Here is a 26,589-nt window from a genome sequence, read left to right as displayed (position 1 = left end):
GCTATGCAACAAAGCCATCCATAACTGGGGTTTGTAGCTTTTTGTCCACTGTTGTGTTATTAAAATAGCTTCTAGGTTTATTATCAGCAATGTCATTAGGTTGATATCCACCATTAACTATCTGCTGCTTATCAAACATCTTTTCAATATTGCCTTTTAAAATACTCAAAAACTTCTCATTTTCCGGATAGGCTTCTTCTGCGGCTGAATATAATGTACTTGGTATTTTAGAATATCTTTCGTTCCTTACATGACCTGCTATATCTGAATACACTTTAAAAAAGTCAAAACCTTTCACTGATACACCAGATTGTTTAGCTGTTTTTTTAAGTGTCTTTTTAAATTCTTCCATTATATTAAGTGTATCAGCCAGCACTTCTTCATGAGTAGCAGAACAAAACTTAGGAAGAGGATATTTTTTATCTAGGAAACTTTGTAATAAGAAGAATCCTAAACCAAAATTGTTACTGATACAAACTTCACTACTAAATTGGCTAGTACCAGATGTATTAGAATAATTTGCTGAAGTTTCAGGTAGAGCAGCTCTCGAATCTAATAACCCACTCACAGAGCTTTTTACCCAACCAAATAAATGATTTATCCACGAAGATGGTTTTGCACTGCTACTCACCATTCTACGGTTTCTAATGTGCTGCCTATGTCTATGAGGTTGATCAGATAACATGACTTCTGTAAACACATCATCGTACACTTGATCCTTATATTCTTTTTTCACAACATTAACGTCTCTTGCTGTACTTATTTCTTTCTCATAATCTTTTAACACTATCTCTTTATCAGTAAATTTTATTGATAACGTTTTCATCTTAGGTGTTTTATAGAATTTACTAAGTGTAATACTGCAAAAATCATCTTTAGTAATAGTCGAATCAAAAGCATTAGTTATTATTAGATCATGACCATTACTACGAACAAACGTATTGTTTCCTCCTTTTCTAGGCGTGATAAGCTCAGCATCTTTCTCCACATCTTGACCCGTTACCACAATAATTTCTTTATCCTTTTCAAAGATCAAAGGTAGTGGCTTTAATTCTAATTCAGAACTTATTTTCATAGGCGCACTATCTGAGATAATATGAAGATTTTCATACCAATCCAAACCGTCTTTTAATCTTACTGTTAGCACTTCTAATAAAAAACTTTGTCCCATTTCTGCTTCTAACCTAACTAGCAAATCATTTCCATCTTGAAAAATTCTTGGCAGATTAATATGTATTTTCAAATCATCTTGTATTATTTTTATCACGTTACGTAAATCTAACGTATCTATAGAACTTGCTTGATCAGGATTGTAGATGTTTATTTGTGGCATAGAAAAAATATTATGTTCATATCTTTGCTCACCTGAGGCTATAGTAATTACGTATATGTTTTTACCACCATTTCCAATTAAGTGACTGTTATAGATTGGATTATTGTAAATTACCTCACACTTCCCATAGCCAACAAGTATAGATTCATCACCATCTTGAACAGCGATAGTCATATTGAGTTTATTTGCTATAGCTGGGTAACTTTCTATAATTTCATCAATAGTTTTATTAGTATTCTGTATTGCATACAAGTTTCTTTCCTTACCTACTTTTATTTCAGCACTGTCTTTTAATTGATAGATTATATTGTTCATTATGTTATATGAGATAGATATACTAAAGTTACTATTTGCAACTTTTGAGGAAAAATCGAACTTTATACTATTGTGATCTTTAATATCAATACTCTGAATATCAGCAAGCAAGTAGTCGAATATAAACCTATGGTTATTTTCGAAATTAGCAAGTAATTTAACAGATGCACTACCTTTTTGAAATGGTACAATATAGTTAAAGTTACCTTTGAGTGCTAGATTATTTACTTCAGTGTAATTTCTAACTATTACTTGTATATCATAGACACAGTTATTATCTTTTATTTCCAAATAATCAAGTTGATCTTCCTTACCACCATTACCATCCAAGAATTTAGTTTCACATGCACTAAATATATGATCTGCCTTAGCTTTTCTACCAAGCACTCTTTCTACTGAATTAATTTGAAATCCAGAATAACCATATCTGTTGTACACAATAGTGCCAATATTTGTATTTAAATACACATTCACACTCACAGCTTCTTGAGCAAATCCAGTCAGATCTAAGGTATCAATTCCATCTTCTCCGTACAAGGACCCTTCTATCAGATCTCCCTGTAAAACAAAGATATCATTCTTATTTCCCCCATAATATTCTTTAGACCCATCATTCACTACAAATACGTTCGGACTATCCTTAAATCCCCTGGCATAATCTTCACCTTCTCCTAAATTAATTAGATTATATCCTTCTATCTTGTTATTAGATAAACCAATCGCATTTTCGCATAAATATGACCCATAATTTGGAGCAGGTTCGTCATTTCCCTGCGAGAAACAAAACAATTTTCCACCACTTGGATTATTCGGCCTTGCTCTACTCCATTTTATATCGGTTCCTTTTCCATCAAGCAGTACTTTACTGTCTAAGTCTATCTTAAACTTAACTTTGCATTCTTCAGTGTAAAGTGTAACATTAATTCTTCTCATGCATAATTCTCCAAATCCAGCGCCATCACACTGAAGCACTTGGTATGGCACCTGACGACAAGAACTAACAACTGATTGACCAGTAGGGAATACATAACTTTGAATATCATTATGCTGCTTCAAATACTCAAATCCTTGCTTAACTAATTGGTTGTAAAGTTGTTTTTCTTCTATTAATTCTTCTATATATTGTTCAGGTTGCATACCTATAAATGCACGCAATCCTTCAATAAATTTTTCTCTTCCACTTAAGTGAATCAATTGATCAATCTTATCAACTCTCTTTACTGCCATGTAAACATCAGTACCAATAAATACTACATCTCCAATTTCTGCTCCAATTAGTCCAGTAACACTTGATATTCCTTCTAATATTTCAAAACCTTCAGCAACTTCGATGCCAATCTCTGCAGTATTAACACCTAGGTAAATACTATCTCCTACTACGCCAACTAATTCTTCTTCCGTACCGTTTCTAAATGCTTCTACCTGATTTACCAGATCATAAACAACAAAGGTAGAAGTACCACGAGCAAGAAAAGAAGATGCTACTCTTAAAGATTTACCGAGTAATGCTTTTCCTTCTGAGAGTAAATTTAATCCTTTACGAGATGCAACTTCAGCAACTTTAGCAAATCCTTGACCACCGGCAATAAAGCCAACATTAATCGCTACACCCTGATAATCTCTGTTTAAAAAATCAGCTAAAATATTTTTAGCCATCATTCCATGCATAGTTATGCTAGAGATTTTTTTTACTCTATTTAAATGATTCATAACCTTCTGATTACTGGTAAGCTTATTGATTAAATCATGAAACTCACCTGTAACTTCAACTTTACCTGCTAGCTCAATTAGCTGAGAACGTTTTTCTTCTGGTATATCTTTTATATAGTCAATAAACTTTTTACTATCTATTTTAATTTTACTAAAATCTCTTTTCTCATCTTTTTCTGTATTGAATTCATCTACGTCTTCCCAAGACAGTTCACATTTCCCAATTTTTGCTTCTCTTCTGTTCCTTAATGAACTCGTACTCGGCAAACATTCTTCAACTTTACTCCTTTGATATATTGCAGAAGCCCTTTCTAGTAAATCTTTTGCTCTCTGAACATTACCTAAAGCTCCATCGGCAATAGCTAAATCTTCTAAGGCTATAGCTACTTCAAAATGATTTTCTCCATAATGCTTCTCTAAAATAGGTAAAGCCCTTTCTAGCAACTTTTTTACTCCCTGAGTATCACCTAAACCTCTATAGGCGATACTCAAATTTACTAATATTTTACTTACTTCAACATGATCTCTTTCATGATATTTCTCTAAAATAGATAAAGCTCTTTCTAGCACCTCTTTTGCTTCCTGATTATCACCTAAGGCTATATAATCAGTGCCTAAACTTTCCAGAACCATACCTATTTCAAAATGCTCTTCCCCATAGTGCTTCTCTAAAATAGGTAAAGCTCTCTCTAGCAACTCTTTTGCTCCTTGATAATTATCAAAGTATCTATAGATGGTACTTAAATTTACTAATATTTTAGCTACTTCAACATGATTTTCTCCATAATGATTCTCTAAAATAGGCAAAGCTCTTTCTAGCAACTCTTCTGCTCTTCCATAATCATCTAAAGCTATATAAGTGATACCTTGATTTGTTTTAGCTATAGCTACCTGAAAATGATCTTCTCCATAATAATTTTCTAAAATAGGTAGTGCCCTTTCTAGTAACTCTTTTGCTGTCTGATAATCACCAAAACCTCTACAAGCAATACTAAGATTTACTAACATTTTAGCTGACTCAAAGTGCTCTTCTTCATAATTGTCACCTAAAATAGAGAATACTCTTTCTATTGACTTTTTCGCTCTTTCATAATCACCTAAAGATCCATAAGCAATACTCAGGTTTATTAGTACTTGAGCTAATGAAGAACGATCCTCCCGATAATGATTCTCTAAAATGGGAAAGGCCCTTTCTAGTAACTCTTTCGCTGTCTGATAATCATCTAAAGCTCGATAGCTGATACTCAGATTTACCAGTGTTCTAACTAATTGAAAACGCTCTTCTTCATAATCTTGCTTTTCAATTTTTAAAGCTCTTTCTAGCAAATCTTTTGCTCTTTGGTAATCACCTAAAACTAGATAACTGTTGCTTAGATTTACTAGTCTTTTAAATACTTCAAAATGATCTTCTCCGTAATGCTTTTCTAAAATAGGCAAAACCCTTTCTAGCAACTCCTTTTCTCTTTTGGGATTACCCAAATTAAAATACCCATCACTCATCCATGTCAACAAATTTTCAAGATAATCCTTTTCTATTTTTTCTTTATCTTGAGGGTTCTTTTTTAACCAACTATCTATACGTGATAAAAATGCCTCTAAGTGCGGTAATAATTCTCGTTTCTTTAAATAGTCTTCTAATTTATCACCATTATAAGGAAAACTTGCTCTGAGTAGCTCGAAAGTCTCTTTCATAACTTCCTTATTCTTACCTTTCTCTACCAACGCTATTTTTGTCACTTCTTGAACTAATTTATGAATACTCAACACACCTTGCTCTTGTTCACCATTAACCATAGAATATTTTATAAGTAAACGAACAGCAGACCTTAATTCCTCTTCATTATTTCCTGTCAAATCTAAAAAGAATTCTCTACTAATATTGTCAGGTGCAAGATAAGAGATAACATCAAGAATCCTTAAAGCTAAATTTCCATGCTTTTCATTGCTTGCTATCTTATCGGTTGTAATCTTCCAAGTTGTGAAAGTTGTTTTTGCATAGTTATTATCAATTCCTCTAAATCCTTCATAATTAAGCAAATCTTTCGCTTTTTTCTCATATTCCTTTAGGTAATCATCTATATCAAATTTTCTAGTAACTCTTTGATCTTCAATATATGATATTGCTTGCTGTATAGCTAAAGGAAAGTGTTGTAATTTCTCTACCAAAGCTTTTATCTTTTCATTTTGAGATTCATCTTCTATAATCAAGCCCTTTTTTACAAATTCTATCGCTTCTTCTGACTTTAATTCGTTCAGATTAATAACTTCTATCCCCCTTTCCCACTCTCGATTACGAGAAGTAATTAAAATATAAGGTCCATTACCACCCGGTAATGAATCATGAATTGGTAAAAACTTATTCAAATAATTACTTTTCTCGGCATCATCAAAAATAAACAAGCTTTTACTATTACTAAAAAAATTGTAAACTTCTTCTACGATAGATCTTATATCCTTTTCTTTTCCATTTGCATCTTTTGTATCAATTTTTAGCTTATCCTTCGCTAATCGAGTAAATGATTCAACAAGAGCTATCTCACTTTCAGCATTGATCCATATAACGTTGTCATAACAATCTTTACTATATTCTTGAACATATTGTCTAGCTAACTCAGTTTTTCCTATTCCTCCTAAACCGCTAATTGAGGTTATTTGTGATATTACTGTTACTTTTTCTGAATTAAGTTGTATCTTATTATGTAGGTCAATTAACTCTTCCCTTCTTCCAGCAAACAAAATTACTGGCTTTTTCACATTAAACCAAATAGGCTTTCTTACTTGCTCTCTTGCTACAACTGCATCATATATCTTATCAAGCTTTTTATCTATTTTCTCGAAACTTTTTTCACTTTCTTTCCTTCCTTCTACAATAGAATCTGCTATCTTGTGACGTTGCCTACTGGCTTCCTGATATTGACTCATTAATTCATCAAAGACTCCCTTAATCTCATTTTGATTACTTTCTATGTAACCTGATAACTCATTAAAATTCTTACCTATATAATCCTCTAATTCATTGAAGTTTTTTTCAGCTTCCTGTTCCATTTCTCCTTTGAATTTGCTTAGTAACCTCTCTTCGACTAACTTCGGATCTTGCTTATTAATCTCATTCAATAATTCATCTTCCCATTCTTCATTTGTTTTCCCATCTGACTTTAAAACATACCTATACTCTTCTCTGGGAGGATTTTCTTCACTGTATTCTTTCATGAATTTTTTTATTTTATTTTCCAACTCCCACTTCAAAAGAAGACGATAGCCATATTTGCTAGTATCACTCTTTCCGTCTATTCTCCTATAGTATTTATCAGCACGACCATCGCTCTTTATCGTTACTAATCCCGCTTTATCAAATATTTCTGCAGTATTCCATGAATTTTTACTTTCTAAAGTATGTCCTAGCTTAATATGAGGAACACCAGTGTAGGTTTGTTTATATCTTTTTGATTTTCCAAAAATAATACCCTCAGTAATTGAGGAAGCACAAAGCTCTTTTTCAGTATTTTTTCTATAGTAATCAACCACTCTATTCACAGCATCTTCTGCTAATTTTGTCATTGCTCTCCGCCAACTTCCTTCTGCTGTTACTTGTATAAATTGGCTCTCAAAACTTTGAAAGATTTCAATACCAGATTTTACTAACTCTTCCCTGACTTTGATTGGATCCTTTTTAAATATATACAATTGATCTATCAGCTTTTTAAGCTCTGCTCTATTATAACTACTACCAATGCTGGATATTGTTGCTCGAAGAATGTTAATTCCAATAAGAGGAATTACTTTTGATTCCGCTTCTCCTTGTTCTGTTCCACCTTTTCCTATATATATTATCATATTAACAAAATCAGCCCATTTACCTTGCTTTCCTCTTTGATTTTCTAGTCTCTTATAGTACTCTGATAAAGAGCGTTCATAAATAAAAACAAAATCTTCAACAAACTTTCTTAGCTTTTCATGTACTTCCTCCTCCTGTGCAGAAAGTCCTTTTACTTGATCAGAAAATTTTTTTAAATGTTCTTCTAGAGTCCTAATAATCTCTCCCTTATTTTGTTGCTTAGCAATATCTAGTGGAGTTTTACCTTGATTATTTTTAATATTTGGGTCTATACCAGACACATTCAAAAGAAGTTCAACAATGTCTTGATGATTTTTGCTTACAGCAACATGTAGTGGTGTATTACCACCATCATTGAGATCAATATCATTAATATTTTCTACTTGAGTAAGTAACCCTTCAATTTCACTAATCTTATTTAGCTGAGGATTATCCGTTCTATGCTCACGTATCGCAAGAAACAACTTGGCAATATTAATATCATTAGGGTTATATTGACGTCTTATTCTATTTTTAAATTGAAAAGATTTTTCTTCCCTATCTAACTTAACTGCTTGTGAATCTGTCCTGAGATAATCTATTACCTTCACCATAAAGTTAATTACTTATTTTATATTTAAATTTAAGATCATATTAGATTTTATTATATATTAGTAAATGAAATCGATAATACAAGTAACTTTTATAGATATTGTATCTTTAGGCTATTTTATTGTCCCAAGTTTGGGACAATAAAATAACCATTTCCAGCGCTCAAAATCAAGAGACGTGAGAAGTGTTTTTCTTGGAATGTGTTGATCTAGCGCCATTCTGTTAAATGAAGGTACGGATACCTTATCACTTATGCTCCTTCATTTTATTGCATGCACCAGTACCTATTGTCAACTAACTGCTGTGAGTCACTATTTTCCAATTGACTATTAACTTTTTCCTCTAACTTATTACAAATGTCACCTTGCATTCTATGATCAAGATCTTCAAATTGCATTGATGTGTCTGATACGTTATCTTGAAGCAGTTGTATATTCGGCGTATTTTCCTTAGATATTGCACTTGTATTTTCTAATCTTCTTTTCTTAGACTTACCTAAATGTATAGTTGTCTTCTGTTGTTTTCTATGTGATTGCACTTTTAAGTCTGAAGAACAAGGGCCTGAGGACATAATTGATTGCGCTTTAACATTTTGGTCATGAATAGCAATACAATAACGCAAAAGATCTTTGTATTCTAGATTCATAGTAGCCCCTTGCTCTAAAAGGTATTCAATAATATCTAAGCGACCAGCGATAACAGCGTATTGTAGAGGACTAACACCATTTCTATCCTGTAGATTTACATTAGCTCCTTTTTCTACAAAGTATTTAACAATATTTAGGTGACCAGCAATAACAGCATAGTGCAGAACCCCCCTACCACGCTTATCTTGTAGATTTATGCAAGCTCCTCGCTCTAAAAGGCTAGGAATAATATTTAAGAGACTACTGAATTTTAGATTCATATTAGCCCATTTATCTGTAAGGTATTCAATAATATCTGAGCTAGCAGTGACAACATAGTGTAAAAAGCTTATACTGTTTCTACAATATAGATTTACACTATCTTCATATAAAGTATTACCAACAGCAAAATCAATTACTTTGGATTGTGGAAGAAATGATTTTTTCTCTATTTCCTTTTCTAAACATTTTTTTCTTTCACTTTCAGTAGACATTTTTTGTGTAGTACCAAGATGATTTAACCCTATTCTTCTCTCCTGTAACTCTTGCATGTTTTTAAGTTCTTGTGATGCCCCTTTTTTTCCAAGATAGGCATACCCAACAGATAATTGTATAAGATTTTTATAAAAACCTATATGATTGCTTTCATACAACTCACCTGAGCTAATCAAGTTGTTGAACTCCGTTAACACTTCATCTAATAGATTTCTTTTATCTTTCATACTTATCATTTTTTCAATAAAAGGACTTCTAAGTATGAAAGGACTTTGCTTTTGGTATTTTAGAATATCAAATAAACATTCTTGTAAAATCGATGAATTCAATTTATGTAAGTTGATATGTGGCGATGTTGTTGTAAGATAGAAGTATTTTTCATCTTGAATGCTATAAAGTTTTCCTAAGGTCCGGGTGTATTTGAGGTATGAAAAATACAATAAGTCATGGTTTTTAAAAAAATCTTGATAGAAATTATCTTTTCCCGTAGAATTAAATTCTACTTTAAAATGTTCAACGTAGTACAATACTGTAAATGCACATAGATACTCTTCCTTCATTACAAATACTCTAGCCAAATCAATTGATAGAGTTGCCAATCTACTTGATAAGTTATCACTGACAGAAAGTAGAGAAGCACAACTTCGTAAATAATCTAATGCACAATCATACTTCTCCTCTATGGTGTAAGTAATAACTATAAAATGATCTAGAAGCATTTGCTCAAAATAACCCCTGTAGCTGCTTTTTCTGAGTTCAAAAAGCTCTTTTAACCCTGAACAATCTTCTAATGCAACTAACGCAAGGGCACGTAAATATCTAATTTTTAAAGAATTTTCCGTTGAAGATTCAATAATCGGCAATATTCTTGTTGAAAGCCTGACAACTTCCTTATACTCGCCCTCTAAATGTAAACGTGTGATAGATCTAATCACAAAAGGCTCTTCTTCTTTAAAAGTGTTATAGTTTCCAAGGTAATCGACTAAGGCTATAAGATGCAAAGTATCAGTTTTTTCCAACAAATTGCTAAATTCATCTTCAAATATTTCCACAGCAGTTAGCAGTATATCCTCCTTTTGATCTTCAGCGATTTGCGAACGTATGGCTTCTTTTATCGATTCATGTATAACATACATTTTTTTTCTGCCTATCATTTCTATATCAAGCAGAGAATAATTTTCCATCAATTTGAAAGTAGACTCTAGTTCAACCAAAACTAAAAACATATCAGGGTCAATGTAGCTATTACCCAAATGAGCCATAACTTTCAAACACCTAAAAGGTACTCCACCATTTTTCTTTTCCATTACCTCCATGGAAATGCCTGTTGTTACTAATAAAACCCTATCATATTTGTCCTGCTTATTATTTTTTGGAATTACCTGATCAAGATCTTCATATTTTATTAAATATTCATGAATTCCAAATGCTTCTTTTGAATTACTTAACTTACTATTTCTAATATAAGCTGCTGCTAGCTTTATAGCTAATGGAAAACCTTCAAGCCTTTTTACAAATACTTTTATTTGTTCGTCTTGTGATTTATCTACTATTCCTAAAATTCTTTTAGTAAGTTGTACAGCTTGATCTTCTTCAAAAGCATCCAAAGCGACTTCTACTACGCCTTTACAAGGCTGATCAGGAAAAGTGAATAAAAAATCAAAACCTACTCGATCCTCTACCTCTAGAACCTCTTCTATGTCTTCTCTTTTAGCATTATGACAAATAATTAGACATTTTTTACTTCCTATTAGTGATTTTTTTTCTTCCATATATATACCTAATTTCCTTTTGGTTAAAGAAGAAAAACGCCTCTCTATAGGTAACATGTTACTGTCTTCTATCTCATAGATATGGCTATAACTTTCTCTACTTTCCTCAGCACACTTTCTAGCCAGTTGAGTTTTGCCCATGCCATATTTACCAGTTATTACTACCACTGCTCCTTTTTCCTTTTGCAGTTCTTGACATATCCTTTTTACTTGCTCTTGCCTTCCTGTAAAGTCATCTACTGCGGGACACACATCTTTAAGCTTCTGTTTCTTCAATTTAGATTTAAATCTTTTTATAGAAAAGAAAGATTGATTAATTCCCTTTATACTAAGCTGAAATCCATCAGTTTTTTTTGTGTCATTATAATGTAATTCAAAGGATTTCTTATACTCTTGAAAAATTTCCTCAGTATGGCTTTTAAATATTTTTTCTAGCTTAGAATAATAAGCTAAATCTTGTAACTTTACTAGACTGTCTTTTACTAAAGACATATATTCAAGATTTTTTTCAGATTTTTTTAGCCGCTTTATGCTTGCTGCCGTATCTCGAGCACTAATGGGCTTTCTTTTTTCTGCTGTGATTAAAGATTCTTGACGACAGAGTAGGCTTGTTTTTCTTTTTCTATGAAGAAACTTAATTTCCTTAAATAAAGACTCTGCTTCTTTCTCAATGTGTGATCTAACCTGTTCGACAAGATTATTCCATTTTCCTCTACTTGGTATTTGAATCTCTTCATTAACAATAGAGAACACCTCTTCCACAGTGTTTACAAAGCTTTGTTGATCTAAAGTATATACGTAATCCTCAAATTCCGTACTTGTAGTTTTTACTTCATCATACACTTTTCTCAACTTCTCACATATAAAAAGACGACGATAACCATACTGACTAGATTTATCTCTTTTTTCATAATAGATAAGAGAGTCTTCTTTCCCCGTTACAATTCCAATATTTTCATACAGATCTATGATATTATAACTCCTCTTTCCATACTGTGCCACTTTACCATGTATTTTCTGTGAATATTTATCTAGAACAAGAGCTTCAACTATGCTTGCACCATCTACACTCCTATCATATTCTTTTTGAATATAATATTGAATTATCTTATCCACAATATCCTCTACTACACTTGAAACTTGATCAAAACCAATTTTCTCAAGTTGTGCTTCAAAGCTTTGAAAAATATCACACCCAGCATCTACTAACACTTTCCTAAAAATGAGCTTACAACTGTCAAACATTTCTATTAAATCTGATAGACAAGAAAAACTTCTGCTCCTATATGCTCTCTCACCACCTATTGTCCTTACACCTCTACATACTGAAAATCCAAAGATGCTTCGTACGAAATCTTTGTTAATTACTTCTTGTGGAAGCACTTCTTTTTTCCTTCTTATCATCTCTCCAAATGTAGAATATATAATAAGCTTCATTTCAAATGATTGTACAAAGCTCTGAACAAACTTTACTAAATCTGAATATTCTGTTTGGTAAAATTGACAGTGATTCCTATTTTTATAAAACAAGCGTATTTCATTATTATGACATTCTCTTTGTTTACCATAAGTTTCGGATGAATTTTCCTTACATACTGTTATTGCAGTTTCTAATAGCTGGGACATTGCTTTTATCTCATATGTACCACCCCAAGCTTTAGGACTCCTCATACATTCTAAATATGCTTCAAATTGAAATTTACGAACCTTTTTAGGGTTATGTATCTTCTCAAGCTCAATACAAATGTCATCTACTGCATTACTATTGAAGTGGCTAGGCTGGAGTTTACTAGACTCGATTCCATACTGCTGCTTAACTTCAATTTCAGAGCCAAAATCAGAAAGAAATTTTTCTTTAAAGCTACCATTTGTTATATAACCTTCATTTTTACTCTCAAAAAAGTCTATCATACTAATCTCGTCTTTCAATTCCTCTTGAAACGAACGCATTTTTTCAACAACTCTTTCACGAAATATTTTCTCTACTAACCACCTTAGCATATCATTTTGGCAAATATGTACATCACCTTGGATTAGCCTTTGGATTGTTTGTACATCATGGCCGTCTCCAAATAATTGGTAAAATCTCTTGCAGAATTTATTATTGTCAAATTTTACAGGAGTTAAATAAGCTAAAGCAACAGACCAAAATAGGCAACTACCATCTCCTGGAACATCAATTCTTTTATACGAAACAAGTGGTTGCAGTATCTTAGCAATACCCTTCCTGTTATTACTTCTAGCGATGTCTATGGAAGTCTTACCCTCCATGTTTAAAATATTAGCGTTAGCTCTTTTTCTCAATAGAAACCTGATAATTTCTAACTCGTCATTACAAACAGCAATATGTAACAGTGTATCACCACGTTGATTAACCTGACAATTAACATCCAACCTTGGATGTGCTCTAAAAAAAACTTTTAGCTTTTCAAGCTTTTCCATTTCTAAAAGACTACAGTCCTCTATAGTATTAATAAGTTCTTCATATATTTGCTCCAAGGACAGTTCTTTCAACATACTCTGAACTTGAGTTAGGTCAGAATAAGGTAATGGTTGCTGAACTTCCTTTCTGAGTATTGGCTCAAAATGAGAATATCCTCCATTTATTATATGCAAGATACTACCATCGTTATAATCAACTTTATCATATCCACCTATATTTCTTAAACCTGAATCATCTATTAATTGATGCAAAAAAGGCTCTTGTTGATTATCATTAGTATACCATGGATTGCTCTCTATAACATGTAGCTTGACATTATACTTTTTACAAATTAGCCTTCCCTCAATCTCAACCCTACCCCATATAGGAGCTTGTAATGTACTTCCATACTTTGAGCCAGTTAATGCTTGATGCAAGGGTAGATTTGTGCTCTTCATTTTTTCTATATCTTCAACAGTATATTCTATGCTATCCAAGTAAGCACTCCATAATTCATCATCATTAATACCAGGCTGCGGAAGTATTACTCCATAACCCTCAAGCTTTCTAGCATCCTGTATAACTTGCTTTCTTAATTGTTGATCATTTAAAGTTAGCTTCTTACAAACCTGACGTAAAGACTTAACAGTAAATTCCATGCCAGGCCTAAGCTGTCTAAGTCCCTGTGCAACTGCATCAAAGAAACAATCTCCTCCTCCAATTGCTTTTCCTATTGTAAAACCTTCTGGCAGCTTTAATATTTGCTGACTGCTAGATAGTAGTGTGTCTTCTTTTTGCATTCTTATTAACCTAGATTGATTATCTATTACTTGTTCCTTTGTATTTTCTTTACCTAACATAAAGCCCCCTATATTTTAATATTCATATTTTGATGATTTTGTCGTAAACCTCTTTTCTAAAGATTGGTTTCAACATTTGATTCTTATACAGCTGTACCAAAACAATTTGCTGTAGAAACCTTAAGTTAATTTCAAGTAACTTTGATTGCTGAGTAACAGTGTGCTTTTCTTTTGATTTCTTACTAAACTAGATATATTCTTAAAAAAGCCAGGATTGCTTTCTGAATGATGTACATAATACAATGCATCTGACTCAATACCCCATGTATTTATTATGTTAAACTCGACTATAGCTAAAGAAATCTAGCAGAACAAGAACTTTTTTCATGTTTTAATATTTTTTTAAAACTAAAGCCAGTGCTTGCAAAAATACTTCTATTTTTTTACTTTAATGTACTAACTGATCCTTTCTACTTTTAAATAAATTAATACCCACTTAATCTCACACATCACTAAAAACCTAAACGACACAGCCATTTCCAGAACCCAAAACTAGCTAGTGAGAGAAGAGTTTGTTTTGGGATGCGTTGGACTACCGCGCGATACATACGAACTTTTTTGTATTCTGACTTTGCTATACGCTAAAACTAGCCATATTAGCCCATTTTATCCATATATACATACGAACTGTTTTGCCTAAGCTTATGGAAATAATTTAAATCTTCTATTTTTATAACCTTATTTTTACGCAACTTGTTCTCAAAAATATACGATCTTTTTTGAAGGAGTAAACAATTGAATTGTTTATAACACTAGCTAGCATGGTATCTTCACTAAAATATTTTTTGAAAAAGTTAATTGACTTATAAATAATTCTCTACTAATACTGGCATGTGTTTGTTTATTCTGCTGAAGTTGCTCCATACAGGTTTGCTGTAAAAACTTCAGCAGTTTCCGTACTCCTTTAAAGCATAATCCATCACGCTCTTAATAATAGTGATATCAAATATAGGTCTTAACTATTTTAATCTATAGTAAAATTAGCTCAAATTTGCAGTCATAAGCAACTTTTAACCTATCTACATACTCCATTGTTACTCACCATAAAAACTTAACAAAAATATGAGTAGTAAAAAGATTGTGTTGAAATTAGCTTGACCAATATTATATATTGTACATAATATATTCTATATCTAGGCTAGGAGGTAGTATGGATACAGAGTCAGTAAAATATGTTGTAGAATCTATCAGTGAACAAAAGCTAGGAGAGGAATTAAATACTGAGCCATGGCATTCAAAAATTGAGTGTAATAGCAATGAGGGACCAACGCCTGAAGATGACATAACAGATTTAGATGATTATAGTTTGTTTGTTCAAGGAATAAGTAATCGTTCGGAATGTTATGACCTTGATCAGAGACATGAAACTAGGGAGGCTGTTGACACATGTGTAAAACATACATTGTCGTATCAGAGTGAAACTGATGATAGTGATTTATATTGGAAAAATTACCCTATTAGTCCAAGAGACTCTGCTTTAATTAAGTTAGATCTACTACTGACTGAAAGTGAGAGAAGTCTAATTGATGAATTTCGTAAAGAGTTAAAAGATGTAGTAACAAAAAATGATCAAGGTTATAGGGATAAGCATGAAAATTTTACAAACACTGCTTTAGAGCGTATAGAGTGCATAACAAATAAATATTTGCAAAAAGGGATAAGACTCAATTCAAAATATAACGATGATAAGTATACTATAACAAGTTTAATTTTTAAGGAAATAAGAAATATCCCTGATAGAATACGACAGCATAAGGGATTACCACCTTATGAGAGTTTATCAGACGATAGTGAGACTATAACAAGTTTAGTTTCTAAGGGAATAAGAGATATTCCTGCCTACGAGGGTGTATCAGATGATAAAAATATAGGTATTATACGCAATATCATGAGTAATTTACTATTAAAAGGTGGAAGAGTAAAATGCAGTTCCTTTTATGATGATAAGTTATTGTATGCAACTTATGGGTTCAGTTATGAGATTTTTGCAGAACGTGAAGAAATCGATAACAAGCTAAAAAGCGTAGCAGATGAAGGTATTATAAACAGTAGTGCCCAAGGCAAAGCTTTACACGTAGAAATGGATAATGGATATTTTTATGTAAAATATTCGCAAGATAGCACTGTTGAGGTTGCAAAAGTTATAAATAATCCAAAAGTGAAAGATTTAAGTTTTAGACATCATATATTTCATGTTGGAAAGAGTATAGTAAGAGTTGAAAATGTAGGAGGAAAAAGAAATTATACAGACGTTTTAGAAGGTGGCATTGAAATGTCTTTTACTACTGAAGTAGGAAAGATTAGTATTCATCTACGTTCTAGTGATAAAGACAACAATAAAATTGAAGTAAAGATAAGTGACGATGACAAGAAGAAACTTGATCAATTAAAAGATAAGGAAGAAATAGGAGAAAATTGCTTACTTGGTGGATATTCAGTACATGATGCGATTAAACGAGGATATTTTGAAAAACATGAAACACTACGTCAATCTTCTGAAAAAATTACCTTATCTAATGAAAAGAAAAAAAATAGTTGGTGTGAGATAGTAACAAATTCAAAACAGACAACAAGCCGTACTGTAGGGTAAATGCTAAACTGCTTGATTGTCTAAAGATCTTATATTACTCACCATAAAAACTTAACAAACGACATAAGTAGTAAAAAGATTATGGTTATTGACTTAATGTTACATATCGCATACAATGTATCATATATCTTAGCTTAAGGGGTAAGTATGAGTGAGTCTACTGGGATGGTAAAATCTATCATCAATCTACTAAAGCCAAAATCCAAATCAGAACTATATGATTTCGAATATGAGTCCATTATAGAACATCTATCATCTAAAGAGCATTTATTAAATGAGCTGATGAATGATATGTGGTACTCAGGAGACTTACCATCAGTCAGAAACTATAATGAACCATTATCTTTGATAGATAGCAAACTTGGATTAAGTGAACAAATTTGTGTTTGGTTTGCTCTGGACCATGATCTTACGCCAAGTCAAAAAATTTTAAACAAAAAGTTACTTAGTGCTCTAAAATGTTTAGCTTCTAACTGTGGTTCATTTGATAATACTGAGCCCCTTGAAGAATTTTTACATGATAATAAAAACAATAAAGATTTAAAAGTGATTCTTAACCTAAGAAGAGGAGAATCTCAATCAACAGTATTGCATGCGATTGCAGGAGCAAATATTGGTGGATTTCGTCGCATAGGAAATCAGGCTATAGATTTACTCTTAGAAGCAGGCGCAGATCCTAACATACAAGATAATAAAGGAAAAACACCATTATGCCTTGCTGCTGCCAAAGGTCATTACGATAATACAAACTCTCTCCTCTCAAAAGGAGCTAACCCTAATATAACAAGTAGAAAGGGTAAAACTCCACAACAAATAGCAACTAATAAACTCTGCTATAATATAGCAGAATTATTTTTAACTGATAAACAGAAAAAGATGAATAAGGAATTGTATGACTTACTTGCACTAGATTCAGACTGCACTAAAAATTTAAAGGAGTTTTTAAGTAAGCATAAAAGAGACTCAGACCTAAAAGTGGTGCTAAATATTCGGCACGGAATGGGTGAGTCAAAAGTGTTCTCATATGTTGAACGTTTTGCTTGGGACAATGAAGATCTTGCTCAAGAGTTAAGAAAAATATTTCTAGAAGCAGGAGCATTAGATTATGATAAAAATATTATTTATCGTCAGCAAAAGAAAGGACAGGTCAGTAAATTACTCGTTAATTTAACCTCAAATCAAAAGGAAAAGTTAAATGAGTTTTCTGATAAGGTGTTTCAGGCTCAAAACATGGCTGAACTTGAAGAGATTGTAAACGATGCTATAAAGTCTGGTGTACGATTAAACTATTCTCTTTCACAAGATTTCTTTTCAGGTAATGAGTACACTTTTACCGATTATGTGATGAAAAAAATCAGTGAGTTGGAAAAAAATCCTAAAGTTGCTAGTAATATAATATGTCAATTAGTATCAAAAGGGGCAGTGTTTGGTAATACAGTTGATGCTAACACACTGACATCAGAATTTAAAGAGCATAAAACTAACCTAAAAAAAGCTTATAGAGATTATATTAGCAATTCTCATAAGTTTATTGAAATCGCAAAAAGTGCAACCAATAGCGAGCTAAAAGATGCAAGAGTAGACAACTCCGTTTTTTACTTAGAATATTCTAAAGATAGTAAAATAGACATTATAAAGATAACAGATGGGGCAAGGGATTTAGGTCTAACAGATGGAGATGTAAAGTGTGGAAGAAATATAGTAAAGATCGGTAATAGTGAAGTAGAAATTAAAACTGAAGATGGCATAAGGAATTATACAGATCTTACAGAAGGCAGCGATGTAGTATTAACTTTCTATACTAGTTTGGGAGAATTAGAAGTTAGGTTATATCCTGATGAGAAAAATAAAAATTGGATAAAAGTAGAGGTGAGTGAAGAAGGCCTACTTCTACTTGATAAAATAGAAAGTTATAATGAAGCAATAGAAGATTGTAATGAGGGAATAGAAAATTATGAAGAAATAGGACAAAATTGCTTACTGGGAGGTTTATCAGTCATTGAAGCCATAGACCGAGGTGTTTTTGCTAGATCTGGTGGGTTAATGCGTCCTGAATTAATAAGCGAATCCAATAAGCAGAAGGGTTCATGGGTAAAACGTGAAGAATTAAGAAGAGTTTCTGATTCTAGGGAAAAAATTGCTAATTTACCATAAAAGTTGAAAATTATTATTTAAATATAAATTACTACAGTTAATAAATTATTGCAAAGGAGTCGAATCGATATCAATAATCTTTTAAGAATACTCTTTTATGTTGTTTTTCAGGAAAATGAGATGTCATTGTACAGGAGCTGGCCACAAGGTGTATTTTCAGGATATGAGACTGTATTAAAACACGATTGGCTGAGCCGACCTTTTACAGAATTTTTTTTCCAGATCTATAGCTCTTTTCACAATAATCCAAATAAATCATAATATGCTACTGGCCTACTATAGCCATAAACACATATCTTACCCTGTTCGGACTACTATAAGAAAAGCTATACTATTAAAATATGCAGCTAAATTGTATACATTGTCTACCACTGTTGCATCTAGTATGCTAAAATCTTCATCATCTATATTAATATTTTCGCATAATTGATTTTGTAACATCGACTTACATCAATCTCAATATCTTTTGGCATGGCCCTTTGTAGCAGCTCCTTCTTGCACATACTCTTTTCAATCTCCCGTTGCTTTTGTAAATTAAGATGCTAATCCATAAAATTTCTCTAATTGCTCGCTCCACAACATCGGTATTTCTTTCAAATCAGATAGCTTCAAACCTCTTGGCTGTCTCCCATTTACTATGTCTTCCTTAATCTTTGGTGCTAAATAATTCAACCTTAAAATTTGTTGTATACGTCTTGTACCTATATTAATTTTGGCACTCAGCTCTCCTACACTTGCATATTTTCCCTCTTCTAGCTGCCGTTTCCACAGATGAGCTCTCACCACTGCTTTCAGTAGCGCATTATTTGTTTTTCCTTCTGGCTCTACTACTGTGCATTTGTTTCCTTTCTTCTTCATTGGTATAAATTTTTCCTCTGATTCAGAACATACTTCTATTCCATCTTCTTTTACCATTACTCCCTTTATTAACTTTTTCACTACTTCTTTCTGTTCTCTGAAACTTAAATTTTTCCATTCTTCTCCCCATTTTTCATATAGCTGCTCTGTCTTTCTCATTACTTCTTTTTCCACCTCTCCCGCTACTATAGTTCTGTTTATTGATTCACAACCTTTTCCCCTTAAATGGTTATTGCACACGTAATATCGGTACCTTTTATTTTCTTTTTTTGCATACGTTAGTGTCATATTTACACCACAGCTCTTGCACTTAATTATTCCCCTAAGCAATGCTTCCTCATATTTTGCTTTTCTATATGGTTGATTCTTTATCAATTCCTGCGCTTTTTGCCATTTTTCTTCCTCTATTATTGCTTCATGCTTTCCTTCATACTCTTTCTCATAATGTCTTATCTTTCCCACATATATTGGATTTGTTATTATTCTTCTCACCGTCGCTTTCTTAAAGATATCTGATTTTGTTCTGTAACCTTCTCTATTTAACTCTCTTGCCAACTCTGCCATTGACTTCAACTCCAAATATCTTTCAAATATGTGCCCTACTATTTTCGCTTCTTTTTCATTTATTATTAATTCTTTATCTTTTACATCATATCCAAGCGGCAAAGTTCCTCCCATCCATAGTCCGTGTTCTTTTGATGTTGCTATTTTATTTTTTACTCTCTCTACTATCATCTCTCTTTCTAGTTGTGCTGCTCCTGATAATACCGTTTGTACAAACTTTCCCATTGGCGTATTATTGTCAAATATCTGCGTTACTGCTACAAAATTTACTCTATGCCTTCTAAAAAATGACGTTACTTCGATGCTGTCTTTTGTTTCCCTTGATAGCCTATCTAATGTATATACTACTACACAATCTACTTCTCCTTTTTTTACATCTTCAAATAATTCCTTTATTGCTGGTCTTTCTAAATTCTTTCCTGAGAAACCTCCATCGTCGTACCTTTTGGCCAATGCTACCCAGCCTTCTTTGCTCTTTATGTACTTCTCACATGCTACTCGTTGCGCATCTAAACTGTTAAACTTCTGCTCTAGACCGTCTTCATTTGACTTTCTCGTATATATTCCACATCTTATCCCTTTACACATTTTCCTTTCCCTTTTGATCACGCAAACCAAATAGGAGCGGCCCATTGTAACTCATTCCCATTATTTTCCCGGCTACTGCTGATAATGATGTGAAAAATTCTTCTCGGTAGATTAAACCCTTATCTGTTACCATTACCGCATGCGTTTCTTCCCCTCTCTCTAATATTAGCTCTGTTCCTGCTACTGGAAGTTTGTCACTACTTATTCTTTTTCCCTTCTCTAGCCGATCTGCCAGATATTCTAGTCTTTTTGCTCCTTTTCTTGACATTTTTCCATACGCTTCCTCCTGCATTCTATATGCTAATCTAGGTATCAGATATTTCTTTGAATGTTTAGGTGCCTCTTCCCCAAATACCTTCTTCCACGTTTTTCTCAGCTCACTCAAAGGTTTTCTCTCTAAATTCATTACTTTCTTTTCTACTTCTTCCTCCATATTTTTAGCCCTTCATAAATAGCTTCTCAATTCTGTCTGTTTCTTTCTTTAATACCTCGGTTATCTTTTTGCTACTTTTAGCATAATCCATCGCTGTCATTCCAAATTTATCCGCTTGCTCTATTTCAGCCCCTGCTTTTACTAGCTCCTCCACTATTTCCACTTTCCCCACCATACATGCAAGGTGCAATGGAGTGCATTTATTTTCATATTCTTCCGCATTTACATTCGCTCCTGATTTTATCAATTCTCTCACGGTTTCTAGACGTTTCTCCGTTACCGCTAGATGCAGTGCTGTATATCCTTCCGCATCTGCTACATTCACATTCGCTCCTTTTTCAACTAATAACTTCACTGTTTTTGCGTCTACCGCGTAATGCAGAGCTATTCTGTCTCTTGCATAAATATTTTTATATGAGTTCTCTGATAATTCTTTTGCTGATTTATTAAATTTGCCAAGCTTTAACATAATCCACCTCACCTTTTCTTTAAAATCAAGTCCCCTTTTTAAGCCTTTCTTCCTACTACATTTTCTACCTCATCTATCATTTCATTCACTTGGCTGATTATCTTGCTTGCTAAATTTTGACATTCTTCCTTTATTAGTGATTTGTCTCTCTTCCTTATTTCTTCTATCTCTATTATTTTTAACTCCGGCATATAGCTCCCATTCAACATGTCTGCTATTTCTCCTACTAGCCTCTCTATTCCATAGCAGGTCAGTTCTCTACTTTTTGTTATTCCTCCTTTTTCTCTCAGAAATTTACTTGCCCTTTCACTCTCTTTGCTATCACACAGACGATACTTTTCACTTTCCCAGATGTAATACATTGGTGTTGCACCATACTTATTCAGTTGATTAACTTCAGCTCCTGCTTTTACTAGCTCTTTTATTATTTCAACTCCTCCTATTTTGCATGCAGAGTGGAGTTGCGTACATCCAGTGACATATTGAGTGGCATTTACTTCTGCTCCTTCCCTTAGCAGCACTTTTACATTTTCTAAGCTTTTCGCAAATACTGCACAGTGTAGTGGTGTATAACCATTTTTATCTCTTGCATTTACCTCTGCCCCTTTTTTTATTAATAATCTCACTGTTTTGTAATCAGAGATTTCTACTGCTTGGTGCAATATCGTCTCTCCTTCTTCATTTCTTTTATTAATATCGTTACTTGATACTTCTTTAAAAAACTTACTCTTGCTAAAACTCATTTCATACCTCACAAAATTAGCTTTTCTAGCGCCAGACAAATTTCTTATATTTACCTGCTGCTATTCAAGTCATGTCCTTTTTAGCATGAGAAAGCAAGTCCTTTTCTTTTTATTTCATACACTTTAACCTTATATTAATATAATATATGAGAATCTAAATATAAGTACTTAACTTATTAGACATATTACTTGACTATTTTTCCAACTTCTGTGCAAATGTCTATGTTCGTGCCACTTCAGTACTCCTGGGTAAAATACTAAAATGTAATTTTCTAATTCATGTATCGAATCTTTTTGGTCTGAATCTAAATCGTTTTCATACTTAATATTGTGTTCTGCTAAACCATATTTTGTAATCTTCTGATCTGTATAGTTTTCTATTTTGTAGTGGTGAGTAACGCTAAACCTTTCTAAAATTGGCTTGTGTTTTAAACTCCAATGCTGCCCTGAAAGTTTATCGCTTCCCAATACAAATTTATTTCCTCTTTCTTCTACGCTACTTACTGGAAAGCACCCATTTATTTCTCCTAATTTCCAGCTATCTGACAGTACAATCTGTGCTTTGGCAAACTTAATTTCTGGTAATAAACTCTGTGGTAATGGATATAGTGCTTTTAAATTGTACCACTGATGATTTCTTTCATAGATGCCTTTGTAATCCTTTGTGTGAGGCTCTGTTTCTCCAAGTACTGCTACATCTAATCGATATATGTCATTACTAAATGCTTGCTCATAATGAACCCGAAAAGTGCTAAACTTAAAATTTGGATTTAAGCTTTTTAGCTCAAATGTGTTCTTTCTACCAAATGACAGTACTGGTCCATCTTTTTCAACTTTTCTACCTGAATAGTCTGACAATAAGCTGCCGAATAAACTTTCATCTAAAATAAACCTATCAACGTTATGGTGATCATTGAAAATCCTCATTAGCCTTGATCTTGCTGGTAATGATAGTTTTGCAAGTTCTACTACTGCATCCACAAAAAAGTCATTTGGGACATCCTTTATTCCTATTTGCAACTCGAAAAAATGTTTACCAGGTGGTTCTTCTATGATTGTAATATCTTCTATATTTGCCCATTTTAGTGCTATTTTTAGTGATGCTGGAGTTCCTCTCAGTCTTTGAAATTTTACTCCTTCTATTACGGCTTTTCTTCTATCTTTTACCCAGCGCAGTATTTCTTCTAAACCATATTCTTCTATTATCCAAGGCAATGTTTCTTCTTTAAGACTAAACTTAAATCCTCTGATACAGCTCGGATCAACCTTATAATCTGTTGCATCAACCAGTGCTTGCTCTTGCTTTGTTGCGTTTGGGGGTAATAGCATTACTCAATCTTTAAATTTCGCAAATTTGCACATTCGTTACCTAGCACCACAACATCCTCTCTTGGCTCGATCAATTCCACATTTTCTACACCATCTACAAATAGGTTTGCTATTATCCATGATTTTGTAACATTCCATCCCAACCTTCTACTTGCTTCAAACTTCTCAATAAACTGCTTCTTGATTTCCTCCTTTGATATTATAGGACTTATACTCATTCTGCTGTGAATATCTATTTCCGTAATATTGCAACCTATCACTGTTACTGTATCTGTTAAAACTCTTATATCATCTCTAGTAACTTGCTTTCTTACAATTTCAAGTAGCTCTTCTGACACTATGCCAGTTGTGGATAATTGTGTTGATAAGATTGAAATTTGTACTTTCCCTGGTATAGTTGATTCCACTAGTGCATCTTTTACTCTACTATCTGCTGACAGTGCATGATATCGATAGTGTTCTTTGCTTCCACACGTGCTTGAGCCCACTATTTTTGCTTTAATTCTTTTTCTAAATCGTTCATCATCTTCTTCTTTTTGCCTCTCCACTCCATAAAACTCAGCTAAATTATCAAGATCTTCTCCCGTTGCAAATTTTAGTAAATTACCCTTTACAGCTTCGTTTATCCTTTGTCTGAGTAACAACTCTCTCCATGCTGCTACTTCTAATACCTTCATTGCTGGATCCGATTCTACTAATCCTGAAAAGGTTTCATCTCTACGGACTAACTCTTCTTTCATTCTCGAAAAGATTTCCTCGAAATTTGGCTTTTCTACAATATTTAGCTGCTGCATCTTTAAACTACAATTTCATCAAAATGAATGTTTTTCCCGCTTGGTAAGTATAATCCTTCTAGATCAAGCGTTACTTTTCCTTCTTTCACCTCTGTCATTTTTACTTTTTCTAGCTTAAATCTTTCCTCCCACCTTTGTAGAGCTTCTGCTACTGCTGAATAGATTTCCAAAGTTAAATCTCTATTTATTGGCTTATCTACTAATTCAAATAGTCTTGACCCATAATCTCTCTTCATTATTCTACTGTTAATAGGAGTGGTCAGTATATCAATTATCGACTGCTTTAAGTGCTCTATTCCTTCAAGAGCTTTTCCCGTTTTAGCATCCATTCCTCGCATATATTTTTCATGGCTCTGACTGAATACTTGCATGTTTTTCACGTGCTATAGAAATAGCCTTTCTTAACTTCTTTTCAAGAATTTCTTTAGAAGGAAGCTGTGTTAAATACTGTGCAACATGAATATTAGAGCCTTCGAGTTCAAGATATTCTATATCCTCTTGATCCTTATCAGCACATAAAATAATCCCTAACGGTTTTTCTTCACCTGCTTTTCGTTCATTTTTATCTAACCAATTTAAATACCATTCCATCTGTCCTTTATAAGCTGGTTCAAAGCGACCTATTTTTAGTTCTATTGCTATAAGGCGTTTTAATCCTCTGTGAAAAAATAGCAGGTCCAAATACCTGTCAGTTGTTTTAGTACTCATCCTTTTTTGACGTGTTACAAAACAAAAATCATTCCCAAACTCTTGTAAAAACTTTGTCAATTCATCCAAGATTATATTTTCTAGATCAGTCTCACTATAACTTGATGGCAATTCCATGAAGCTAAGGAAGTATGGGTCATGAAAAATGAATTCTGGTGCTAACATATTTTCTTCACGTAAATTTTTTATACTCCTTCTTATGAAATCTTCAGGTTTTTTTGCTAGTGCTGTACGTTCATACAACATAGTATCGATTTTACTACGTAGTGCCCTAACACTCCACCTTTCAATACGACACATTTCTATATAATAATGGCTTTGTTGCATAGCTAGTGTTGGTTGAGGTTATTGTAAGAAGAAAAGCTTTTTAATATATGGCTACTAACGAATTTTGTTGTAAAATAGGCATTTTTCAAACAAGTACAACTTATGCCACAAAAAATGAGAGTAAGTAACCAAAGAGAATATAACGAGTTTCTCAAAAAAAGAGGAAATGTTTTTCATTTTGTTAATCAAGCCATAGAAAATTGGTATGAAAATAGTCCAAAAGTTGCAGGTGGCAATAACACTTATAGTGATAAAGTTGTAATTTTAATACACATAATAGTTCATCTTTTTAGAATTGGCTTGAGACAAGCTGTAGGTTTTGTAAAAGGTTATATGGTACAAATAGGCAAAAAACTTAAGATTATCAGCTATACACAAGCTTCCAGAAGATTTAAAAAGCTTAATTTGAAGATTGATGACCATAGAAGCAATAAAGATGATCTGGAAAATGTTGAAATTGCCGTAGATAGCACTAGAGTTAGTATCTACAATAATAACGGTGGGCATAGTAAGCTTAATATTCGAAAAAGAAAATACAGTGGTTATGGTCAAGTAAGAAAATTACATGTTGTTTTAAACATAAATGATAAGAAAGCAATAAGCATGAACTACACTAGTGGTGTTGCTGTAGACTATTTGCCGGTCTGCGATATGTTAGAAGAAGTCAGTGATAAATATAACATTTGTTCTATTCGAGCAGATGCGGCTTATGATATAAAAAGTGTGTATAAAGAATGCAGAAAATACAATATTGTGCCTATTATTCGCCCTAGGAAGGATACTAAAATTTGTTTAGCTGACTACTTATCAGAAAGAAACAAGTATATTAGTAGAATTAGGTCATATGAGAATTATGAAGATGGTATTAATGAATGGAAGAAAAAAGTTAAGTATGGAGCACGGTCTTATATTGAAGTCTTTTTCTATAGGTTGAAGCAAATATTTGGGTTTGGCTTGAAAAATAAATCAGAGGTAAATCGTGAAAAAGAGCTGTTAATTAAGTGCTACTTATTGAACAAATTTACTGATATAGGTATGGCTGAATTTAAATTAGCTGCGTAAATTCACTGTGA

14 protein-coding genes are annotated in these 26,589 nt (G+C 32.9%); 3 read left to right on the top strand and 11 right to left on the bottom strand.

Translation table 11 applies throughout. The annotated features are described in order from the left end of the window. Position 1: 1 nt before the first annotated feature. Both AAGE00_RS02220 and AAGE00_RS02215 read right to left on the bottom strand, forming a co-directional pair. Positions 2–7,786 carry a tetratricopeptide repeat protein gene (locus AAGE00_RS02220; protein ID WP_341815319.1) on the bottom strand — a complete coding sequence of 2,595 codons (7,785 nt, stop codon included), beginning with the start codon at positions 7,784–7,786 and terminating at the stop codon, positions 2–4. Between the two features lie 263 nt (positions 7,787–8,049). Further along, complete coding sequence (locus AAGE00_RS02215) at positions 8,050–13,959, bottom strand: ankyrin repeat domain-containing protein (RefSeq protein ID WP_341815318.1); 5,910 nt, start codon at positions 13,957–13,959, stop codon at positions 8,050–8,052. A gap of 1,150 nt (positions 13,960–15,109) precedes the next feature. On the opposite strand from AAGE00_RS02215, the gene AAGE00_RS02210 reads away from it, so the two are divergent. Further along, positions 15,110–16,549 (top strand): hypothetical protein, encoded by a 1,440-nt coding sequence (locus AAGE00_RS02210; RefSeq protein WP_230609244.1) that lies wholly within the window; start codon positions 15,110–15,112, stop codon positions 16,547–16,549. Between the two features lie 147 nt (positions 16,550–16,696). Continuing rightward, positions 16,697–18,703 (top strand): ankyrin repeat domain-containing protein, encoded by a 2,007-nt coding sequence (locus AAGE00_RS02205; protein ID WP_341815317.1) that lies wholly within the window; start codon positions 16,697–16,699, stop codon positions 18,701–18,703. A gap of 297 nt (positions 18,704–19,000) precedes the next feature. Here AAGE00_RS02205 and AAGE00_RS02200 read toward each other — a convergent pair whose 3' ends face one another. The 9 genes from AAGE00_RS02200 to AAGE00_RS02160 form a co-directional block, all read right to left on the bottom strand. Further along, positions 19,001–19,144, bottom strand: coding sequence for a hypothetical protein (locus AAGE00_RS02200; RefSeq protein ID WP_230609241.1), 144 nt, complete (start codon positions 19,142–19,144; stop codon positions 19,001–19,003). 93 nt (positions 19,145–19,237) lie between these two features. After that, positions 19,238–20,713: a recombinase family protein gene (locus tag AAGE00_RS02195; RefSeq protein WP_264374781.1), complete on the bottom strand. Its 1,476-nt coding sequence runs from the start codon at positions 20,711–20,713 to the stop codon at positions 19,238–19,240. Next, positions 20,706–21,146 carry a DUF2924 domain-containing protein gene (locus AAGE00_RS02190; protein WP_341815316.1) on the bottom strand — a complete coding sequence of 147 codons (441 nt, stop codon included), beginning with the start codon at positions 21,144–21,146 and terminating at the stop codon, positions 20,706–20,708. The genes AAGE00_RS02195 and AAGE00_RS02190 overlap by 8 nt, the downstream gene beginning before the upstream one ends. A 4-nt stretch (positions 21,147–21,150) precedes the next feature. Continuing rightward, on the bottom strand, positions 21,151–21,615 hold the full coding sequence (locus AAGE00_RS02185; protein ID WP_341815315.1) for an ankyrin repeat domain-containing protein: 465 nt from the start codon (positions 21,613–21,615) through the stop codon (positions 21,151–21,153). A 38-nt stretch (positions 21,616–21,653) separates the two neighbouring features. After that, positions 21,654–22,358: an ankyrin repeat domain-containing protein gene (locus AAGE00_RS02180; RefSeq protein ID WP_264374784.1), complete on the bottom strand. Its 705-nt coding sequence runs from the start codon at positions 22,356–22,358 to the stop codon at positions 21,654–21,656. 168 nt (positions 22,359–22,526) lie between these two features. Next, the gene (locus AAGE00_RS02175) at positions 22,527–23,687 is read right to left on the bottom strand and encodes a phage tail protein (RefSeq protein WP_341815314.1); all 1,161 of its coding nucleotides are present in this window, start codon (positions 23,685–23,687) and stop codon (positions 22,527–22,529) included. Then, a complete protein-coding gene (locus AAGE00_RS02170) occupies positions 23,687–24,481 on the bottom strand; it encodes a baseplate J/gp47 family protein (RefSeq protein ID WP_213864020.1) in 795 nt (264 codons plus the stop codon). Before AAGE00_RS02170 ends, AAGE00_RS02175 begins: the two co-directional genes overlap by 1 nt. A gap of 2 nt (positions 24,482–24,483) precedes the next feature. After that, on the bottom strand, positions 24,484–24,819 hold the full coding sequence (locus AAGE00_RS02165) for a GPW/gp25 family protein (protein WP_213864022.1): 336 nt from the start codon (positions 24,817–24,819) through the stop codon (positions 24,484–24,486). A 7-nt stretch (positions 24,820–24,826) separates the two neighbouring features. Continuing rightward, a complete protein-coding gene (locus tag AAGE00_RS02160) occupies positions 24,827–25,516 on the bottom strand; it encodes a PDDEXK nuclease domain-containing protein (protein WP_341815313.1) in 690 nt (229 codons plus the stop codon). 102 nt (positions 25,517–25,618) lie between these two features. On the opposite strand from AAGE00_RS02160, the gene AAGE00_RS02155 reads away from it, so the two are divergent. Next, positions 25,619–26,578: an IS5 family transposase gene (locus AAGE00_RS02155; RefSeq protein WP_341815149.1), complete on the top strand. Its 960-nt coding sequence runs from the start codon at positions 25,619–25,621 to the stop codon at positions 26,576–26,578. The last annotated feature ends 11 nt before the right edge of the window (positions 26,579–26,589 follow it).

It is taken from the genome of Wolbachia endosymbiont (group B) of Aricia artaxerxes (assembly GCF_964026975.1).
Lineage (GTDB): Bacteria > Pseudomonadota > Alphaproteobacteria > Rickettsiales > Anaplasmataceae > Wolbachia.
The sequence above is the reverse complement of the archived record's forward strand: the minus strand, read 5'-3'. Positions and strand labels throughout refer to the sequence as shown.